Genomic DNA, 17933 nt, shown 5'->3' on the forward strand with positions numbered 1-17933 from the left:
AGCGGAGGGAGCGGGGGCGCGCGGCATGGAGTGTCGGTGCCGGCGGGTAAGACATGCCTAGTGGGAGGGGGCGACACGCAGGACGGGCCGTCTCACGTTCGCCATCGGCGTACTGGCGAGTGGGGTAACTGCCTGGCCTGCGGGAACATCGTCTCGCACCATCGGGTTGGAGCATATGTCGGCGTTCGGGGTCAGGAGGCCAAGGACGGTGTCGGCAGTTGGAATGAGCGGTCCCCGCTTGCGGGACTAAGCTGCGGAAGGACAGGGAGGGGAAGTTCCCCCCACTGCCTGACCGCTCTGAGGAGCGATTAACGATGTTCGAGAGGTTCACCGACCGCGCGCGGCGGGTTGTCGTCCTGGCTCAGGAAGAAGCCCGGATGCTCAACCACAACTACATCGGCACCGAGCACATCCTCCTGGGTCTCATCCACGAGGGCGAAGGTGTCGCCGCTAAGGCCCTGGAGAGCCTCGGCATTTCGCTTGAGGCGGTCCGCCAGCAGGTGGAGGAGATCATCGGTCAGGGCCAGCAGGCTCCGTCCGGGCACATCCCCTTCACCCCCCGTGCCAAGAAGGTCCTGGAGCTGTCGCTCCGCGAGGCTCTTCAGCTGGGCCACAACTACATCGGTACGGAGCACATCCTGCTCGGCCTGATCCGTGAGGGCGAGGGCGTCGCCGCCCAGGTCCTGGTCAAGCTGGGCGCAGACCTCAACCGGGTCCGGCAGCAGGTCATCCAGCTGCTCTCCGGTTACCAGGGCAAGGAGACCGCCACCGCCGGCGGTCCGGCCGAGGGCACCCCCTCGACCTCCCTCGTCCTGGACCAGTTCGGCCGGAACCTCACCCAGGCCGCTCGTGAGTCCAAGCTCGACCCGGTCATCGGGCGCGAGAAGGAGATCGAGCGGGTCATGCAGGTGCTGTCCCGCCGTACGAAGAACAACCCGGTCCTGATCGGTGAGCCCGGCGTCGGCAAGACCGCCGTCGTCGAGGGCCTCGCCCAGGCCATCGTCAAGGGCGAGGTGCCTGAGACGCTCAAGGACAAGCACCTCTACACGCTGGACCTCGGCGCCCTGGTCGCCGGCTCCCGCTACCGCGGTGACTTCGAGGAGCGCCTGAAGAAGGTGCTCAAGGAGATCCGCACCCGCGGCGACATCATCCTGTTCATCGACGAGCTGCACACGCTGGTCGGTGCGGGTGCCGCCGAGGGCGCCATCGACGCCGCGAGCATCCTCAAGCCGATGCTGGCCCGTGGTGAGCTGCAGACCATCGGTGCGACCACCCTGGACGAGTACCGCAAGCACCTGGAGAAGGACGCGGCCCTGGAGCGCCGCTTCCAGCCCATCCAGGTCGCCGAGCCGTCCCTGCCGCACACGATCGAGATCCTCAAGGGCCTGCGCGACCGCTACGAGGCCCACCACCGCGTCTCCATCACGGACGAGGCCCTGGTCCAGGCGGCCACCCTGGCCGACCGGTACATCTCGGACCGCTTCCTGCCGGACAAGGCGATCGACCTGATCGACGAGGCCGGCTCCCGGATGCGTATCCGCCGGATGACCGCTCCGCCGGACCTGCGCGAGTTCGACGAGAAGATCGCCGCCGTCCGCCGGGACAAGGAGTCCGCGATCGACTCGCAGGACTTCGAGAAGGCCGCCTCTCTCCGTGACAAGGAGAAGCAGCTGCTGGCCGCCAAGGCCAAGCGCGAGAAGGAGTGGAAGGCCGGCGACATGGACGTCGTCGCCGAGGTCGACGGCGAGCTGATCGCCGAAGTCCTCGCGACCGCCACCGGCATCCCGGTCTTCAAGCTGACCGAGGAGGAGTCCTCCCGCCTGCTGCGCATGGAGGACGAGCTGCACAAGCGGGTCATCGGCCAGGTCGACGCCGTCAAGGCGCTGTCCAAGGCGATCCGCCGTACGCGCGCAGGCCTCAAGGACCCGAAGCGTCCGGGTGGTTCGTTCATCTTCGCCGGCCCGTCCGGTGTCGGTAAGACCGAGCTGTCCAAGGCCCTTGCCGAGTTCCTCTTCGGTGACGAGGACGCGCTGATCTCCCTCGACATGTCGGAGTTCAGCGAGAAGCACACGGTCTCGCGTCTGTTCGGTTCGCCCCCCGGCTACGTGGGCTACGAAGAGGGCGGCCAGCTCACCGAGAAGGTGCGCCGCAAGCCGTTCTCCGTCGTCCTGTTCGACGAGGTCGAGAAGGCCCACCCGGACATCTTCAACTCGCTGCTGCAGATCCTGGAGGACGGTCGCCTGACCGACTCCCAGGGCCGGGTCGTGGACTTCAAGAACACGGTCATCATCATGACGACCAACCTCGGCACCCGGGACATCTCCAAGGGCTTCAACCTGGGCTTCGCGGCCTCGGGTGACACGAAGTCGAACTACGAGCGCATGAAGAACAAGGTGTCGGACGAGCTCAAGCAGCACTTCCGGCCCGAGTTCCTCAACCGCGTCGACGACGTCGTCGTCTTCCCGCAGCTGACGCAGGAGGACATCCTGCGGATCGTCGACCTGATGATCAGCAAGGTGGACGAGCGCCTGAAGGACCGGGACATGGGCATCGAGCTGTCCCAGTCCGCCAAGGAGCTGCTGTCCAAGAAGGGTTACGACCCGGTGCTGGGCGCGCGTCCGCTGCGTCGCACGATCCAGCGCGAGATCGAGGACACGCTCTCCGAGAAGATCCTCTTCGGCGAGCTGCGCCCCGGTCACATCGTGGTCGTGGACACCGAGGGCGAGGGCGACACCCAGACCTTCACCTTCCGGGGTGAGGAGAAGGCGGCGCTGCCCGACGTCCCGCCGATCGAGCAGGCGGCCGGCGGAGCCGGGCCGAACCTGAGCAAGGACGCGTAAGCGTCCAGCGGATCAGCCGAGTTGAAAGGGGCCGGTGCCTTGGGGCACCGGCCCCTTTCGGTGTTCGCGTAAGTCCGTGTCAGAAGACCGGGTTCATGTGCTCAGGGCTTCGCGTCAGGACAACTGCCCGTTGTAGTCGGGGAGCTTGAACGTCTTGTCGGCGTGGCCGCCGGAGAGGTCGGTGGCGTTGTTGCCGATGTTCGCGATGATCGTGTAGCCGTTGTTCTCGATGTCGACGCGCTGGGCGGTCTTGTAGGCGGCGACATCCTTGAACAGGTCGAACAGGCCGCGCACATAGAGGCCGGAGACGTCGTAGCCGTCGTGTTCGAGGTTGTACTCGGTGGGCAGGTAGATGATGCCCGGGCGGGCCGTGACGAAGAAGAGCGAGACGCCGTGCTCCTGGGCGTACTTCGCGACGTCCAGCACGGGCTTGTTGGCCGGCTGGGGGTAGCTGAAGCCGTAGTCGGTCTCCAGTGTGGTGTTGTCGATGTCGAAGACGATCGCCTGCCTCTCGCCCGGCTTGGCGGCGGCGATGCGTGCCTTGAGGTACGGCAGGGCCTGGTCCATCACCGACTGGCAGTCCTTCTGCCAGGTCGCGTAGTCCACCTTGGTGGTCGAGGCGGTGGCGGCGGTGCTGCTCGTGGTCGCGGCCTGGGCCGGGGCGGCCAGCGCGGCCAGCGCGGCCCCGGAGACGGCGGTGGCGGATATGCGGCGAGCCCAGGGGCCTCTGGTCATCGGTGGGGGTCCTCTCGCACGGGTGGGCGGCCTGAATGTCAGGGGCATGATCCGAGGCGAGGGTGGCGTGGGGGGAACCGTAAGGTTACTGAACGGTAGGAGGCCCGGAGGTGTGCGTCACATGTGCGTGATCGCCGGTTCGGGACCCCGGTGACAAGCCGCACAGGCGACCTGCCCCCTACTAACCGGGGCAGTAGGATGGTAAAGGTCAGGAAAAGGGACTTTTTGCCTGGAACCATCCGGGAGGGAACGGCGTCGCCAGGGGCCGTGCCCGGCGGGTCGGGGTCCTGTCAAGAGCACGGATGGTTTCGCGGTCATCTACTACCAGAAGCCGTAGAAGCGCTGTTTTGGGGCGTACGAGGTGCTGCGTTACGAAGGAATGGCCGCCGGACTGAACGCGCGTTCACCGGGTGGCGGTTCTGTCCCCGAGTCCACGAGGTTTCGATGTTCCAGCGCGCCACGTCCCGTTCCTCCCGTACGCCCTCGCTCCGCACCCGCGTGACCGTCCTGGCCGCCGGAATCGGCGCCGCGGCCGTCGTGGGGACCGGGGTTGCGAGCGCCGCCGCGCCGTCCGCCGCCTCCTGGGTCGACCCGGTGAGGAAGTACACCCTCTCGGCCAGGTTCATGCAGTCCGGCGCCATGTGGCAGGCCAGGCACAGCGGCCAGGACTTCGCCGTGCCGACCGGTACCGAGGTCGTCGCCACGCGCGGCGGCGCCGTCGTCAAGGCAGGCCCCAACGGCGCCGGCGAAGGCCCCGCGTACGGCAACGCCATCGTCGTCAAGCACGCCGACGGCGCCTACTCGCAGTACGCGCACCTGTCCCGGATCGACGTCAAGGTCGGCCAGGGCGTCGCTACCGGCCAGCGCATCGCCCTGTCCGGCTCCACCGGCAACTCCACCGGTCCGCACCTGCACTTCGAGATCCGTACGACCCCGCACCACGGCTCCGCCGTCGACCCGGCCGCCTTCCTGCGCGGCAAGGGCGTCACTCTCTGAAGCGGGCCCGCTGACGGGTGTGTTCGTGCGCCTGGGTGACCAGGTCCAGGGCGACTTCGAGAACGGCCTCGCGCTTCTTCTCGGCGTCGCCCTCGATGTCCTGCAGCACGAACATCCCGGCGTGCAGCGTGAACATCGCGCTGACCGAGCGCACCTGGTCGACGAGTTCGGCCTCCGGGTCGATGAGGATGTCCCTGAGGCCGCGCATCCGGTCCTTGAAGGTGTCGCCGATGCGCAGTTCCCGCACCGTCGCCTGGTTCTCCTGCATGAAGCGGAACAGCGGTTCGGCGCCGGCGAGCGCGTCGCTGTAGCGCCGCACGATGTCCTGCTTGGTCTCGAGGGTGTGAGGCTGGCTGCGACCCCACTCGATCAGTTCCTCGATCGGTTTCGTCAAGTCGTCGAAGAGACTGACGATGATCTCTTCCTTGGTCTTGAAGTGGTAGTACAGGGCCGCTTTCGTGACCTCGAGGCGCTCGGCGATCTCGCGCAGAGAGGTCTTCTCGTAGCCCTGCTCCGCGAAGAGTTCAAGCGCCACGTCCTGAATGCGCTGGCGGGTGTTGCCGCGGCGCTGCTGCTTCGTGCCGTCCATGGTGCCGCCCATCCTCGTACTCCTCGCACTCCGACGGAAACTTACTTGACGACCGGCTAGTGACAGGTCTACCTTCCCCAGTGTAGTCAACTAGCCGGGCGGCAAGTAAGTAGTCGCTGCAGGGGGAGTGGAAAGAGATGGCGGACACGGTCGGAAGTGCCCCGGAGGGCAAACAGCCCAAAAGCGTGCGGGTGGTCCTGCTCGCACTCATGATCGCGATGATGCTCGCCATGCTCGACAACATGATCGTGGGTACGGCCATGCCGACGATCGTGGGCGAGCTGGGCGGCCTGGAGCACCTGTCCTGGGTGGTCACCGGATACACCCTGGCCACCGCGGCCTCGACCCCGATCTGGGGCAAGCTCGGTGACATGTACGGGCGCAAGGGCGCCTTCCTCAGCTCGATCGTGATCTTCCTGATCGGGTCGGCGCTCAGCGGCATGGCCCAGAACATGGGCGAGCTGATCGGCTTCCGGGCCGTGCAGGGGCTCGGCGCCGGCGGTCTGATGGTCGGCGTCATGGCGATCATCGGCGACCTGATCCCGCCGCGGGAGCGCGGCAAGTACACCGGCATGATGGCCGGCGTCATGGCGCTGGCGATGATCGGCGGTCCGCTGGTCGGCGGCACCATCACCGACAACTGGGGCTGGCGCTGGTCGTTCTACATCAACCTGCCGCTGGGGGTCGTGGCCCTGGCGCTGGTCAGCGCCGTGCTGCACCTGCCCAAGAAGAGGGCGCAGGCGCGCATCGACTACCTGGGCGTCGCTCTGCTGACGGTCGGCATCACCTCGACCGTGCTGGTCACCACCTGGGGCGGCACCGAGTACGCCTGGACCTCCGCGCGGATCATGGAACTGATCGCCATCGGCGTCGTCACGCTGATCGGGTTCGTGTGGTGGCAGACCAGGGCCGCCGAGCCGGTGCTGCCGCTGCACATGTTCAAGAACCGCAACTTCACCCTGATGTCGATCATCGGCTTCGTCACCGGCTTCGTGATGTTCGGCGCAACGCTCTACCTGCCGCTGTACCAGCAGTCGGTGCAGGGAGCCTCCGCGACCAACTCAGGTCTGCTGCTCCTGCCGATGCTCGGCGCGATGCTCGTGACCTCGATGGTCGCGGGCCGGGTCACCACCAACAGCGGCCGCTACAAGATCTTCCCGGTCGCCGGTGGCGCGCTGATGGTCGCCGGACTGTATCTGCTGTCCGTCATGGACACCGGTACGACCCGGCTGACCTCCGGCATCTACATGGCCGTACTGGGCCTGGGCATGGGCTGCCTGATGCAGATCACCATGCTGGTGGCGCAGAACAGCGTGGAGATGAAGGACATGGGCGTGGCCTCCTCCTCCGCGACGCTGTTCCGTACCCTCGGCTCCTCCTTCGGTGTGGCCATCATGGGCGCGCTGTTCAACGACCGGGTCAAGCACGTCATGGCGGAGCGGGCCGGGGTGGCCGGCAAGCACATGACCGAGAAGAGCGCGGCGCTGGACGCGAAGAGCCTGCACAAGCTGCCGCCGCTGATCCGGGAGGCGTACCAGCACGCCGTGTCCGCCGGCACGCACTCGGCGTTCCTGCTGGGCGCGGGGATCGCGGTGATCGTGCTGATCGCGGCGCTGTTCGTGAAGGAAGTACCGCTGCGGGGGGCCGGTTCCAAGCCCTCGGCGCAGGACGGCGAGGATGCTGCTCCGGTGGCACTGGTCGAGGCCGTCTGACCTCACCTTCCCTCGAGCTGAAGACCCCGGCCGGTGTCCGCCCCGGGGTCTTCTTCCTTTCTGCCCGCCCGCCCCTGGCCCGCCCGCCTTCTACCCGTGCGGTCGCCCTGCTCATCCGGCCGGGCCGTCGTTGTCAGACCCCCGTGTCACCATCGGCCTCATGGACAAACTGCGCCGCATGCGTCTGGCCAAGGACGCCATGGACCGGGACTGGGCCGACCCCGGTCTCGATCTGGACGCGGTCGCCGCGTGCGCCGGGTACTCGCGGTATCACTTCCTGCGCGCCTTCAAGGAGGCCTACGGCGAGACGCCGGGCCAGTATCTGACCCACCGGCGGATCGAGCGGGCCGAGGAGATGCTGCGCTGTGCCAGTCTCACGGTGACCGAGATCTGCACGCTCGTCGGCTTCAGCAGCCTCGGTACGTTCTCCGCCCGCTTCAAGGCCCGTACGGGACTCACCCCGAGCGCGTACCGCGCCCGGCACGTGGGTCGCGGAGCCTCCCTGATACCCGGCTGCTACGCCATGCTCTGGGCCGGCGGTTTCAGCACCGCAAGATCGGAGAAGCGGACCGGGCCCGGCCCTGCCTACGGTGACGAAGGGGAATCCGCCGACAGCATCACCGGCACCGCCGACAGGAGAGCAGAACCATGATCAAGGGGCTGGCCATCGCCACCGTCTGGGTCCTCGACCCGGACCGTGCCAAGGAGTTCTACACCCAGAAGCTGGGCCTCGAGGTCCGTACGGACCTGACCATGGGGGAGGGCAGCATGCGCTGGCTCACCGTGGGCGCCCCCGACCAGCCCGACGTCGAGCTGACGCTCATGGTGCCCGGGCCACCCGCGATGGACCCCGAGTCCGCCGAGATGGTGCGCAAGCTCGTCGCGAAGGGTGCCTTCGGCGTCGGTGTCCTGGCGACCGACGACATCCACGGTGACTACAGGAAACTCAAGGACCGTGGAGTGGAGTTCCTCCAGGAGCCGCAGGAGCGCCCCTACGGCACCGAGGCACTCTTCCGGGACGACTCCGGCAACTGGTTCTCCTTCACCCAGCGCCGTGAGGGCGGGCTGGACCTGGAACGGGACTGTGCCTGAGGGCCGTCCGCCGAGTCTGGCGGCCGTCCGCCGGGCCCGACGGCCACTCGCCGGGCCCGCCGGGCCCGACGGTTACCTGGGGCGCGTCCCGGCGGCAGGGGGCTGGGGCCGGGACGCCGTAGGGGTCGGGGCCCGGTGGCCGGGGGCCTCAGCGGCCTGTCGCCAGCGTCGCCCCGCCCGTCGCCTCCAGGACCACACCGGTCACAAAGCCGCTGGTGGCGAGCAGGTGGATGGTGTGGGCGATGTCCTCGGGCCGTCCGACGCGGCCCACGGGGGTGATCGCGGCGAAGCCGTCGAAGAGGGAACGGCGCTGCTCGGCGGGTACGGAGTCCCACCAGGGGGTGTCGACGACGCCCGGCGAGACCGCGTTGATCCTGAGCGGGGCCAGTTCCACCGCGAGCGGCGGGACGAGGGACTCCAGGGCGCCGTTGATCGCGGCGAGGCCCGCGGTGCCGGGCAGGGCGGCGCGGGCGGAGGCGGCGGTCACCAGGGTCACCGAGCCCTCGCGCCGCAGCGCGGGCAGCGCGGCCTGCACTGCCTGGACGTGCGGCCAGAACTTGCCGTCGAAGCCGGCCGCCAGCTCGGCCAGGTCCAGTTCGGCGAAGGGGCCGCCGCCCTTGCTGCCGCTGAGCGCGAGGACGAGGTGGTCGACGGGGCCGGAGCCGGCGAAGAAGGCGTCGAGCGCGGCGCGGTCCGTCGCGTCCAGCCGGTACGCCGAGACCTTGCCGCCGATCCGTTCCGTCGCGGCGTCGAGGCGGTCCTGGTCGCGGCCGGTGATGACCACCTCCGCGCCGTCCGCCGCGAAGCGGGCGGCAGCCGCCTCGCCGATGCCGGAGCTGCCTCCCATGACGACGGCACGCTGTCCGGCGAGCGGGTGCACAGGGCTGTTCGGAGTGCTCATGGCTGGCTCTCTCCCGAGGCTCACCGGGTTCCGGTCCATTACCGAGAACACCGGTCTCGTCAAAGTGTTACCGAGACCGGTAGTCTCGTCAAGCCTGTGGCGTACGGAGTCGGAGAGGATGGGTCTGTGCACGACAGCAACGAACCCCGCCCGCACACCGGGCGGCGCCGTAACGAGGCCGCGCGGCGGGCGATTCTCGACGCCGCGCTGGAACTGCTCGCCGACGCCGACGGCGCCCCGGTGAGCGTGGAGACCATCGCCCGCGCGGCCGGGGTCGGCAAACAGACCCTCTACCGCTGGTGGCCGTCGAAGGGTGCCGTGCTGCTGGAGGCCCTCACCGACCGCGCCGCCCAGGACGTGCCCGCGCCGGACACGGGCAGTGTGCGCGAGGACCTGCGCGCGCTGGCCGTCGCCACGTTCGAGGCATCCCGGCGTCCGCCGTCGGCCCCGGCGCTGCGCACTCTCGTCCGGGAGGCGGCCCGTGATGCCCATCTGGCCGAACTGATGCGGACGTTCACGCAAGGGCGGCGGGACGCCGTCCGGGCGGTACTCGAACGGGGGCGTGAGCGGGGGGAGTTGGCCCCCGACCGGGACCTCGACCTGCTGGTCGACCAGTTCTACGGCTTCTTCTGGTACCGGTTCCTGCTGGGACACGCGCCGTTGGACGCGGCCACGGCGGTGCGATGCGCCGACGAACTGCTGCGCTGAGCGCCGTCGGGCTCGCGGTCCCCCGGCAGCGCCGGCCGTCCTACGAGGTGCTGCCGCCCGACACCGGCAGCATCGGATAGCTTCCCGTCGCCGTAGGAGCGTGTTCCGGAAGCCACAGCACCGCCACCGCGCCCTCCGAGGGGATGTGGGCCGGGGCTCCCACGGGGCGGATGTTGCGGAAGGTCAGGCGGGCGCCGAGGACGCGGGCCTGGCCGGCCGCGATGGTCAGGCCCAGGCCGTGGCCCTGCCCGGCGCGGTCCATGCTGCCGGTGCGGAAGCGGCTCGGGCCCTCGGCGAGGAGTTCCTCGGGGAAGCCGGGGCCGTGGTCCCTTATGCGGATGACCCGGCCCTCGACGGTCACCTCGATCGGCGGCCGGCCGTGTCGGGCGGCGTTCGCCAGCAGGTTGAACAGCACCCGCTCCAGCCGACGCGGGTCGGTGGTGACCTCCGACTCGTGCACCACCCGTACGACGACGTCCGGGTCCTTGGCCGCCACACGCCGGGTGACGAACTCGCCGAGCATGATGTCCTGCAGCTCGGCCCGCTCCGAGGCGCCGTCCAGCCGGGCCACCTCCAGGACGTCCTCCACCAGTGTGCGCATCGCCTTGGCGCGGTCCAGGACCAGCTCCGTGAGACGGCCGGGGGGCAGCAGCTCGGCGGCCGTGAGCAGGCCCGTCACCGGGGTGCGCAGTTCGTGCGCGATGTCGGCGGTGACCCGGCGCTCGGCCTCCAGACGCTGGCGCAGCGCGTCCGCCATGGCATCCACCGCGCGCGCGAGATCATCGGTCTCGTCCCGTACGACCCCGCCGATGGCCTCGCGCACCCGCACGTCGGTCTCGCCCTTGGCGACCATGTTCGCGGCGGCCGCCGCCTTGCGCAGCCGCCGGGAGAGCTGACCGCCGATCAGCACGCCTAGCGCGCTGCCGCCGAGGACGACCGAGACCGAGCCGATGATCAGGGCCTGGTCGAGATCGTTCAGCATCTCGGCCGAAGGATCCGGCAGATGGCTGTGGTACGACAGCACGTGCCCGTTCTTGACCGGCACGGCCGCCCAGATGTCCGCCCGGCCGGCGTGGTCCGAGACGTCGCTGACCATCCGGCCCTCTTCGAGCTTCTCGCGCAGCGCGGCCGGCAGCGCGGGGTCGTCGAGCTTGATGTTGGGGAAGTTGGGGCGGCGGTTCAGCTCGTAGTTGCGCTGGGCGATCTGGACGCGGTCGTTGGCCAGCTCGCGCGCGTTGTCCAGCATCGAGACCCGGGCCGCGTTGTGCACGACCAGGCTCAGCACGATCGCCACGAGACCGGCCACCAGCGCGATCGCCGCGCTGAGCTTCCATCTGAGCCCGGTACGCAGGTCCATGCGCTCCATACGCCGCTTCGGCCGCCGAAGGAACCCCCACATGTGCGCCCCGCTCAGGCCTTCAGCTTGTAGCCGAAGCCGCGGACCGTCTCGATCCGGTCCTGGCCGATCTTCTGGCGCAGCCGCTGCACATGCACGTCGACGACCCGGGTGTCCCCGCCCCAGCCGTAGTCCCACACGCGCTCCAGCAGCTTGTCGCGGGAGAGCACGGTGCCCGGCGCCGAGGAGAACTCCAGCAGCAGACGCATCTCGGTCGGGGTGAGCGCCACCGGCTGCCCGGCCCGGCGCACCTCCATGCCCTCGGTGTCGATCTCCAGGTCCCCGAAGGTGAGCACGCCACCGGCCACCGGGTCCTCGGCGGCCTCGGTCCGGTCGCTGCCGCCCGCGTGCCCGAAGCGGCGCAGTACGGCCCGGATCCGGGCGACCAGCACGGCCCCGTCGAACGGCTTGGTCACATAGTCGTCGGCGCCCGCCTCCAGGCCGAGGACGACGTCGATGGAGTCGGCGCGCGCCGAGAGCATGATCACCGGCACGGTCGACTCGTCCCGGATCCGCCGGCACAGGCTGACGCCGTCCAGGCCCGGGACCATGACGTCCAGCAGCGCGATGTCGGGACGGTCGGCCCGGAACGCCTCCAGGCCGGACAGGCCGTCGGGCATGGCGGTGACCGCGAAGCCGTCCCGCTCCAGGGCGAGCTGGGTGGCCTCACGGATGACGTCGTCGTCCTCGACGAACAGGACGTGGGTCTGGTCTGCCATCCCGGTGCTCTCAGTCCTTGGGGTCGTTCGGTGGTCGTGGTCGGTCAGTTGTCGGGCGCGGGTGTCGCGTCACCGCCCGTGCCGGTCTTGCCGTAGTCGGTGTGGACCGGTGGCCGGCCGACGAAGCGGCCCCCGGACCAGTCGTAGGTGATCACATCCTCGCCGGACGGGCTGGAGATCGGATCGCCCTTCTTGTAGACCTGCTTGGTGACGGTCAGCAGGCCCTGGTCGATCTCCGCGTAGACCGGCGACTCCTCGGTCTTGAAGACATTCTTGTACGTCCCGCCCTCGTCCCGGTACACGTACGAGCCGATGCCGACCGCGTCCGCACAGGTCAGCACGTTGACCACGACATCGTCCCGGGTGCTCCCGGTGAGCCGGCCGTAGGTGACGTCGACCGGGTACTCCTCGCCGCTGCAGGGCTTCAGCTCGTTCTTCACCGTGGTCGAGACCTGCGGGTCCTGCTTGATCAGCGTCACCGCGTCCACCTTCTTGTACACGCCGGGCGCGCTCGCCGAGGGCGAGGCGACGGCACCGGCCACCGCCGAGGCGTGTGCCGGGCCCTCGTCCCGGGCGCCCGTGCCGCCCGTGCCGCACGCGGCGACCAAAAGGGCGAGGGCGGCGAGCACGGCCCCTGCCGTGATCACCGCCTGTGTACCGCCTGGGGCCCGGTCGGACCCGGCCCCTGTCAGGCCGCGCAACGCTCCCGCTCCTCACGCTCCAGCGCGCGTGCGTCCAGATCGCGGGCCTCCAGCTCCTCGCGGAGCCGGGCGAGCGCCCGGTGCAGCGTGCTCTTGACCGTACCGGCCGACATGCCGAGGGCGGCGGCCGTCTCCTCCGTGGACATCTGCTCCCAGTGTCGCAGTACTACAACACTGCGCTGCTTCGGCGCGAGTACCTTCATGACGTCCATCAGCAGAGCCCGGTCGGCGTGCTGCTCGGTGGAGTCGTCCACGGACGCGTCCGGCAGCTGCTCGGTCGGGACCTCCTCCAGCTTGCGGGCCCGCCACCACTCGGTCCGCGTGTTGATCATGACGCGGCGCAGATAGGCGTCGGCCAGCCGCTTGTCGGCGATGCCCTCCCAGCGGCCGTACGTCCGCACCAGCGCGGTCTGCAGCAGGTCCTGGGCGTCGACCGGGTCCGGGACCAGCCGGCGGGCGCTGCGCAGCAGCGCGTCCTGCCGGGAGCGGACGTACTCCTCGAATTCGAGCACCTCTCCCTGCGCCATGATCAACCGCCTCCGTTCCCCGTTCACTCCGGCCCCGTGCCTGAAGTACCTGCGTTCCCCGTGTCCGGTGGTCTGCCGGGCACAGAAGAGAAGTTAGGCAATGGTTGTCACGGCGCTGTGCGGGCCAGCCTTCGGCTAGCAATCGGCTATCCGTCGGTTGTGTAACGGAAGTAGGTCCGGGGTAAGGGGGGAGGGGGCTATGTCCCTTTATGGGGGGCTTTGTCGGTCGAGATGGCCCGTAACGAAGGCCCGGCTCCTGTGACTTGGCTGTCCGTCAGCTCAGCGGCAGCCGATACAGGCCGCCCGGCAGCGGCTCCACCAGACCGTCCGCGACCAGACCGTCGAGCGCGCGGGCGCGCTGCACCGGCTCGTGCCAGACCCGGTCCAGCACCGCCTGCGGCACCGGCGCGTGCGCCTCCCGGAGCACGGCCAGCAGCTTGCCGCGCACCTGGCGGTCGGTCCCGGCGTACGTCTGCCCGCGGCGCGGCGGTCCGACGTGCTCCGGCTTGCCGGCCAGCCGCCAGGCGCACTGCGCGGCGATCGGGCACCGTACGCACCCCTCGTTCTTCGCCGTGCACACCAGCGCGCCCAGCTCCATGGAGGCGGCGGCCCAGCGCGCGGCGGTCCGCTCGTCCACGGGCAGCAGTTCCCGGGCGAGCCTGCGCTCGGCGGCCGTGGTCGCGTTCGGCGGGTACTGCACCCCTGTCACCGCCCGCGCGAAGACCCGGCGCACATTGGTGTCCAGCACCGCATGCCGCTGCCCGTACGCGAACGAGGCCACCGCGGCGGCCGTGTACTCGCCGATCCCGGGCAGCGCCAGCAGCTGCGCGTGGTCCGTCGGCACGTCCCCGCCGTGCCGTTCCGTTATGGCGACCGCGGCGCCGTGCAGCCTGAGCGCCCGGCGCGGATAGCCGAGCCGGCCCCAGGCGCGTACCGCCTCGCCCGGCGCCTCCTTCGCGAGGTCGGCGGGGCGCGGCCAGCGGGCCAGCCACTCCTCGTACACCGGCAGCACCCGGTTGACCGGGGTCTGCTGGAGCATGAACTCGCTGACCATCACGCCCCACGGGCCCGCGTCCGGGCGGCGCCAGGGGAGGTCGCGGGCATGGGTGTCGAACCAGGCGATCACGGGGGTGTGGAGCTTCTCAGTCATGGCCTTCCGATCCTGCCACGCCTCGGCGGGCAGGGTGGGTGACGGCGCGGTCACCGAGCGTGGCGAACAGTGAAGAAGCCTGGGAGTGACGGCAGTTGCCGGAATGATGATCGGGAAAAGTTGGCGCCGGTGCGGCGGGTGACGCAAGCAAGCGCGCCGATCTCTCGTACAGTTTCCGCGTGGGATCTCTGCGCAATCCGGTCGGGCCGCTTCCCTCCTCCATCTACTGGCGAAGGAGGGCCGTACTGCTGTCCGTGGTCGTCGTGTCGGCGCTGCTGATCACATGGGTCGTCACCGCCGGCGGCGGCGGGGGCGGCAAGAAGCGCAGCGAGGCGTCCAACGGCAAGAACCCCGCGCACACGATCACCCCCGGTCCGTCCTCGTCCGGCCCCGCGATCAGCCAACACCCGGGCGGGCGCGACGAGTCGGGCGGCGGGGGGAGCGGCTCCTCCTCGGGCGACGACGGCGGTTCCGGTTCCGCCGGCTCCTCTTCCGCGGGCTCCTCCGGGTCCGGCGGCGGTGCGTCCTCGGGGGTGGCGGGCGGCGGCAGCGTCGTCGCGGGGGATGTGCTCCCGGCGTCCTCCCCGCTGCCCAACTGCACCTCCTCCGCAGTGGCGTTGAGCCTGAAGAGCCTGCACAACTCCTACTCGCCGGACCAGACGCCGGCCTTCCAGCTCACCGCGAAGAACGGTTCCTCCACCGACTGCAAGATCGATCTCGGGCCGAAGAACGCGGTGCTGGCCATCACGCCGACGGACGGCGGTGGCGCGTACTGGACGTCGTCCGACTGCCCCCGGGGTGCCGCGCACCTCGTCTTCCGGGTGCCGGCGGGCCAGAGCATCACCTACACCGTGCAGTGGGACCGCAGGCCGAGCGCCCCGCAGTGCGCGACGCCCGCGGCCGGCTCGGCGAAGGCGGACACGTATCTGCTGCAGGCGAAGACACCGGGCTTCGGGAACCTGCAGACTTCGTTCGTGCTCTCGGCGGACTAGGAGCATCCGACAGTTCGGGGTGTCGCGCCGTGCAGCGGCGGCGCGCTCGTCGTGGCCGGCCGTGCAGTTCCTCGCGCCCCTCGGGGGCGCTCCTCAGACGTACCGCTCGAGAATCGAGGACTCCGCCAGCCGCGACAGGCCCTCCCGCACGCTCCGCGCCCGGGCCTCGCCCACGCCGTCCACGGTCTGAAGGTCGTCGACACTCGCGGCGAGCAGCTTCTGCAGGCCGCCGAAGTGCTCCACGAGCCGGTCGATGATCGCGCCCGGCAGCCGCGGAACCTTCGCCAGCAGCCGGAAGCCGCGCGGGGACACCGCGGAGTCCAGGGTCTCGGGAGATCCGGTGTAGCCCAGCGCACGCGCCACCGTGCCGAGTTCGAGCAGCTCCGCGTGGGTCAGCGCGTCCAGCTCGGACAGCGCCTCCTCGACCGTACGGGACCGTTTCGCCGTCGGCTCGGGGACGTAGTCCCGTACGACCAGCTCGCGGTCGGGCTCGACCCCGGCGATCAACTCCTCCAGCTGGAGCGCGAGAAGACGCCCGTCCGTGCCCAGTTCGACCACGTATTCGGCGATTTCGGTGGCGATGCGCCGGACCATCTCCAGCCGCTGGGCGACGGCGGAGACGTCCCTGACCGTCACCAGGTCCTCGATCTCCAGCGCCGACAGGGTGCCCGCGACCTCGTCCAGGCGGAGCTTGTACCGCTCCAGGGTGGCCAGCGCCTGGTTCGCGCGGGACAGGATCGCCGCCGAGTCCTCCAGGACGCGGCGCTGACCGTCCACGTACAGGGCGATCAGGCGCATCGACTGGGAGACCGAGACGACGGGGAAGCCGACCTGCTTACTGACCCGGTCCGCCGTACGGTGCCGGGTGCCCGTCTCCTCCGTCGGGATCGTCGCGTCCGGCACGAACTGCACACCCGCCCGCAGGATCTTCGACAGGTCCGACGACAGCACGATGCCGCCGTCGAGCTTGCACAGCTCCCGCAGCCGGGTCGCGGTGAACTCCACGTCCAGCACGAAACCGCCCGTGCACATCGCCTCGACCGTCTTGTCCGAGCCGAGGACGATCAGCCCGCCGGTGTTGCCGCGCAGCACGCGCTCGAGGCCGTCGCGCAGCGCCGTACCGGGAGCCACGGCGCTCAGCGAGGCGCGCATCAGGCGATCGGAACCGGCACTCCCACCGGACTTTCCGGGAGCTGCCGCCCGGTCGTTGGCTGCCACTGCACTCCTCCGGTCGCAGGTTCTGACGCGCCCCCGCTCCCGCACGCGGTTCGTACGGACGGGCGAGACCTGCGCAAAGTCTACCGGCGGTCCTCCGCCTCCCGCGGGGCCTCTCGGCGACGCGGGCGCGGCAGCACCCGCAGCGCGTCCCCCATGTCGGCCACTTCCAGGACCTTCATGCCGGGCGGCACCTTGCCCGGATCGGTGGGCACGAGCGCGTGCGTGAAGCCCAGCCGGTGCGCCTCGGCGAGCCGTCGCTGCACGCCCGTGACCCGTCTGACCTCGCCCGCGAGGCCCACCTCGCCGATGGCCACCAGGTTCTTCGGCAGCGGGGTGTCGCTGGCGGCGGAGGCGAGCGCCAGCGCGACCGCGAGGTCCGCGGCCGGCTCCGACAGCTTCACCCCGCCCACCGTCGCCGAGTAGATGTCCCGCTTGCCGAGCGCGCTGATCCGGCCGCGCTGCTCCAGCACCGCGAGCATCATCGACACCCGGGAGGTCTCCAGGCCCGAGGTCGTCCGGCGCGGGGAGGGGATCTGGGAGTCGACGGTCAGTGCCTGCACCTCGGCCACCAGCGGGCGGCGGCCCTCCAGGGTGACGGTCAGGCAGGTGCCGGGGACCGGTTCGTCCCGTCGTGTCAGGAAAAGTCCGCTGGGGTCGGCCAGGCCCGTGATGCCCTCGTCGTGCAGTTCGAAGCAGCCGACCTCGTCCGTGGCGCCGTAGCGGTTCTTCACCCCGCGCACCAGGCGCAGGCGCGCGTGCCGGTCGCCCTCGAAGTGCAGGACGACGTCCACCAGGTGCTCCAGGAGACGGGGCCCCGCGATCGCGCCGTCCTTCGTGACATGGCCCACCAGGAGCGTGGACATGCCGCGCTCCTTGGAGGCGCGGATGAGGGCGCCCGCGACCTCCCGCACCTGGGCCATGCCGCCGGGTGCGCCCTCGATCTGAGGGGAGGCGACCGTCTGCACCGAGTCCAGGATCAGCAGCGACGGCTTGACCTCGTCCAAGTGGCCGAGAATGGCGGCCAGATCGGTCTCGGCGGCCAGATACAGCTCGTCGTGCAGGGCGCCGATGCGGTCCGCGCGCAGCCGCACCTGGCTCGCCGACTCCTCGCCGGTGACATAGAGGGTGCGGTGCTCGGCGCTCGCGGACTTGGCGGCCACGTCCAGCAGCAGGGTGGACTTGCCGACGCCGGGCTCGCCCGCGAGGAGCACGACCGCGCCGGGCACGAGACCGCCGCCGAGCACCCGGTCCAGCTCGGGCACGCCGGTCGTGCGGGCGGTGGCCTGCCGGCCGTCGACCTGGCCGATGGGCACCGCGGAGGTGGTGACGCGGCCCGGCGCCGTCGTACGGACCGCGGGTGCGCCGTACTCCTCGACCGTGCCCCAGGCCTGGCATTCGGGGCAGCGGCCGAGCCACTTGGCCGTCTGCCAGCCGCACTCGGTGCAGCGGTAGGACGGGCGGTCCTTGGTGGTCTTCGTACGGGCAGCCATGCGGAAACCGTAGCCCCCGGCACTGACAGCCGGTCCCCGGCCCGTGTGCGGGTGCTCCCGGGACGTCTGCGGGTGAACCGGTATCGGCCACCGGTTGTCGGGTTCGGGCCACGGAACAAAGGGTTCCTGTCCCCTTATGAGGGATCGTTTCACCCGTACGGATTAAA

Annotated in this window: 17 protein-coding genes; 7 read left to right on the top strand and 10 right to left on the bottom strand. The window is 70.2% G+C overall.

The window, feature by feature from the left end; translation table 11 throughout:
• Positions 1-314: 314 nt before the first annotated feature.
• Positions 315-2840, top strand: coding sequence for an ATP-dependent Clp protease ATP-binding subunit (locus GQF42_RS24875; RefSeq protein ID WP_158923399.1), 2526 nt, complete (start codon positions 315-317; stop codon positions 2838-2840).
• A 114-nt stretch (positions 2841-2954) separates the two neighbouring features.
• On the opposite strand, the gene GQF42_RS24880 is transcribed toward GQF42_RS24875, so the two are convergent.
• Positions 2955-3575 carry an HAD family acid phosphatase gene (locus GQF42_RS24880; protein ID WP_158923401.1) on the bottom strand — a complete coding sequence of 207 codons (621 nt, stop codon included), beginning with the start codon at positions 3573-3575 and terminating at the stop codon, positions 2955-2957.
• A gap of 444 nt (positions 3576-4019) precedes the next feature.
• On the opposite strand from GQF42_RS24880, the gene GQF42_RS24885 reads away from it, so the two are divergent.
• Positions 4020-4571 (top strand): M23 family metallopeptidase, encoded by a 552-nt coding sequence (locus GQF42_RS24885; protein ID WP_158923403.1) that lies wholly within the window; start codon positions 4020-4022, stop codon positions 4569-4571.
• Here GQF42_RS24885 and GQF42_RS24890 read toward each other — a convergent pair.
• Positions 4561-5172 (bottom strand): TetR/AcrR family transcriptional regulator, encoded by a 612-nt coding sequence (locus tag GQF42_RS24890; RefSeq protein WP_158923405.1) that lies wholly within the window; start codon positions 5170-5172, stop codon positions 4561-4563. The genes GQF42_RS24885 and GQF42_RS24890 overlap by 11 nt on opposite strands.
• A 125-nt stretch (positions 5173-5297) precedes the next feature.
• Between GQF42_RS24890 and GQF42_RS24895 the strand changes: the two genes are divergently transcribed.
• From GQF42_RS24895 to GQF42_RS24905, 3 genes are all read left to right on the top strand, one after another.
• Complete coding sequence (locus GQF42_RS24895; RefSeq protein ID WP_158923407.1) at positions 5298-6872, top strand: MDR family MFS transporter; 1575 nt, start codon at positions 5298-5300, stop codon at positions 6870-6872.
• 160 nt (positions 6873-7032) lie between these two features.
• The gene (locus tag GQF42_RS24900) at positions 7033-7524 is read left to right on the top strand and encodes a helix-turn-helix transcriptional regulator (protein ID WP_158923409.1); all 492 of its coding nucleotides are present in this window, start codon (positions 7033-7035) and stop codon (positions 7522-7524) included.
• Entirely contained in the window at positions 7521-7964 is a 444-nt protein-coding gene (locus GQF42_RS24905; RefSeq protein ID WP_158923411.1) for a VOC family protein, read from the top strand. The genes GQF42_RS24900 and GQF42_RS24905 overlap by 4 nt, the downstream gene beginning before the upstream one ends.
• Positions 7965-8112: 148 nt before the next feature.
• Here the strand turns inward: GQF42_RS24905 and GQF42_RS24910 are convergent, their stop codons facing one another.
• Positions 8113-8865, bottom strand: a complete 753-nt coding sequence (locus GQF42_RS24910) for an SDR family oxidoreductase (RefSeq protein ID WP_199272784.1) — start codon at positions 8863-8865, stop codon at positions 8113-8115.
• A gap of 126 nt (positions 8866-8991) precedes the next feature.
• On the opposite strand from GQF42_RS24910, the gene GQF42_RS24915 reads away from it, so the two are divergent.
• A complete protein-coding gene (locus tag GQF42_RS24915; protein ID WP_158923413.1) occupies positions 8992-9573 on the top strand; it encodes a TetR/AcrR family transcriptional regulator in 582 nt (193 codons plus the stop codon).
• A gap of 40 nt (positions 9574-9613) precedes the next feature.
• On the opposite strand, the gene cseC is transcribed toward GQF42_RS24915, so the two are convergent.
• The 5 genes from cseC to GQF42_RS24940 form a co-directional block, all read right to left on the bottom strand.
• Complete coding sequence (gene cseC, locus GQF42_RS24920; RefSeq protein WP_158923415.1) at positions 9614-10972, bottom strand: two-component system sensor histidine kinase CseC; 1359 nt, start codon at positions 10970-10972, stop codon at positions 9614-9616.
• An 11-nt stretch (positions 10973-10983) separates the two neighbouring features.
• Positions 10984-11688, bottom strand: coding sequence for a two-component system response regulator CseB (gene cseB / locus GQF42_RS24925; RefSeq protein WP_158923417.1), 705 nt, complete (start codon positions 11686-11688; stop codon positions 10984-10986).
• Between the two features lie 44 nt (positions 11689-11732).
• The gene (locus GQF42_RS24930; RefSeq protein ID WP_158923419.1) at positions 11733-12335 is read right to left on the bottom strand and encodes a hypothetical protein; all 603 of its coding nucleotides are present in this window, start codon (positions 12333-12335) and stop codon (positions 11733-11735) included.
• A gap of 41 nt (positions 12336-12376) precedes the next feature.
• Positions 12377-12916 carry a SigE family RNA polymerase sigma factor gene (locus tag GQF42_RS24935; protein WP_158923421.1) on the bottom strand — a complete coding sequence of 180 codons (540 nt, stop codon included), beginning with the start codon at positions 12914-12916 and terminating at the stop codon, positions 12377-12379.
• Positions 12917-13190: 274 nt separating this feature from the next.
• Complete coding sequence (locus GQF42_RS24940) at positions 13191-14066, bottom strand: HhH-GPD family protein (protein WP_158923423.1); 876 nt, start codon at positions 14064-14066, stop codon at positions 13191-13193.
• Between the two features lie 179 nt (positions 14067-14245).
• On the opposite strand from GQF42_RS24940, the gene GQF42_RS24945 reads away from it, so the two are divergent.
• Positions 14246-15058: a hypothetical protein gene (locus GQF42_RS24945; protein WP_199272785.1), complete on the top strand. Its 813-nt coding sequence runs from the start codon at positions 14246-14248 to the stop codon at positions 15056-15058.
• 93 nt (positions 15059-15151) lie between these two features.
• Here GQF42_RS24945 and disA read toward each other — a convergent pair whose 3' ends face one another.
• Both disA and radA read right to left on the bottom strand, forming a co-directional pair.
• Positions 15152-16276: a DNA integrity scanning diadenylate cyclase DisA gene (disA, locus tag GQF42_RS24950; RefSeq protein WP_158923425.1), complete on the bottom strand. Its 1125-nt coding sequence runs from the start codon at positions 16274-16276 to the stop codon at positions 15152-15154.
• A gap of 80 nt (positions 16277-16356) precedes the next feature.
• Entirely contained in the window at positions 16357-17766 is a 1410-nt protein-coding gene (gene radA / locus GQF42_RS24955; protein WP_158923427.1) for a DNA repair protein RadA, read from the bottom strand.
• Positions 17767-17933: the final 167 nt, after the last annotated feature.

It is taken from the genome of Streptomyces broussonetiae, assembly GCF_009796285.1.
In the GTDB taxonomy this organism is placed as follows: domain Bacteria; phylum Actinomycetota; class Actinomycetes; order Streptomycetales; family Streptomycetaceae; genus Streptomyces; species Streptomyces broussonetiae.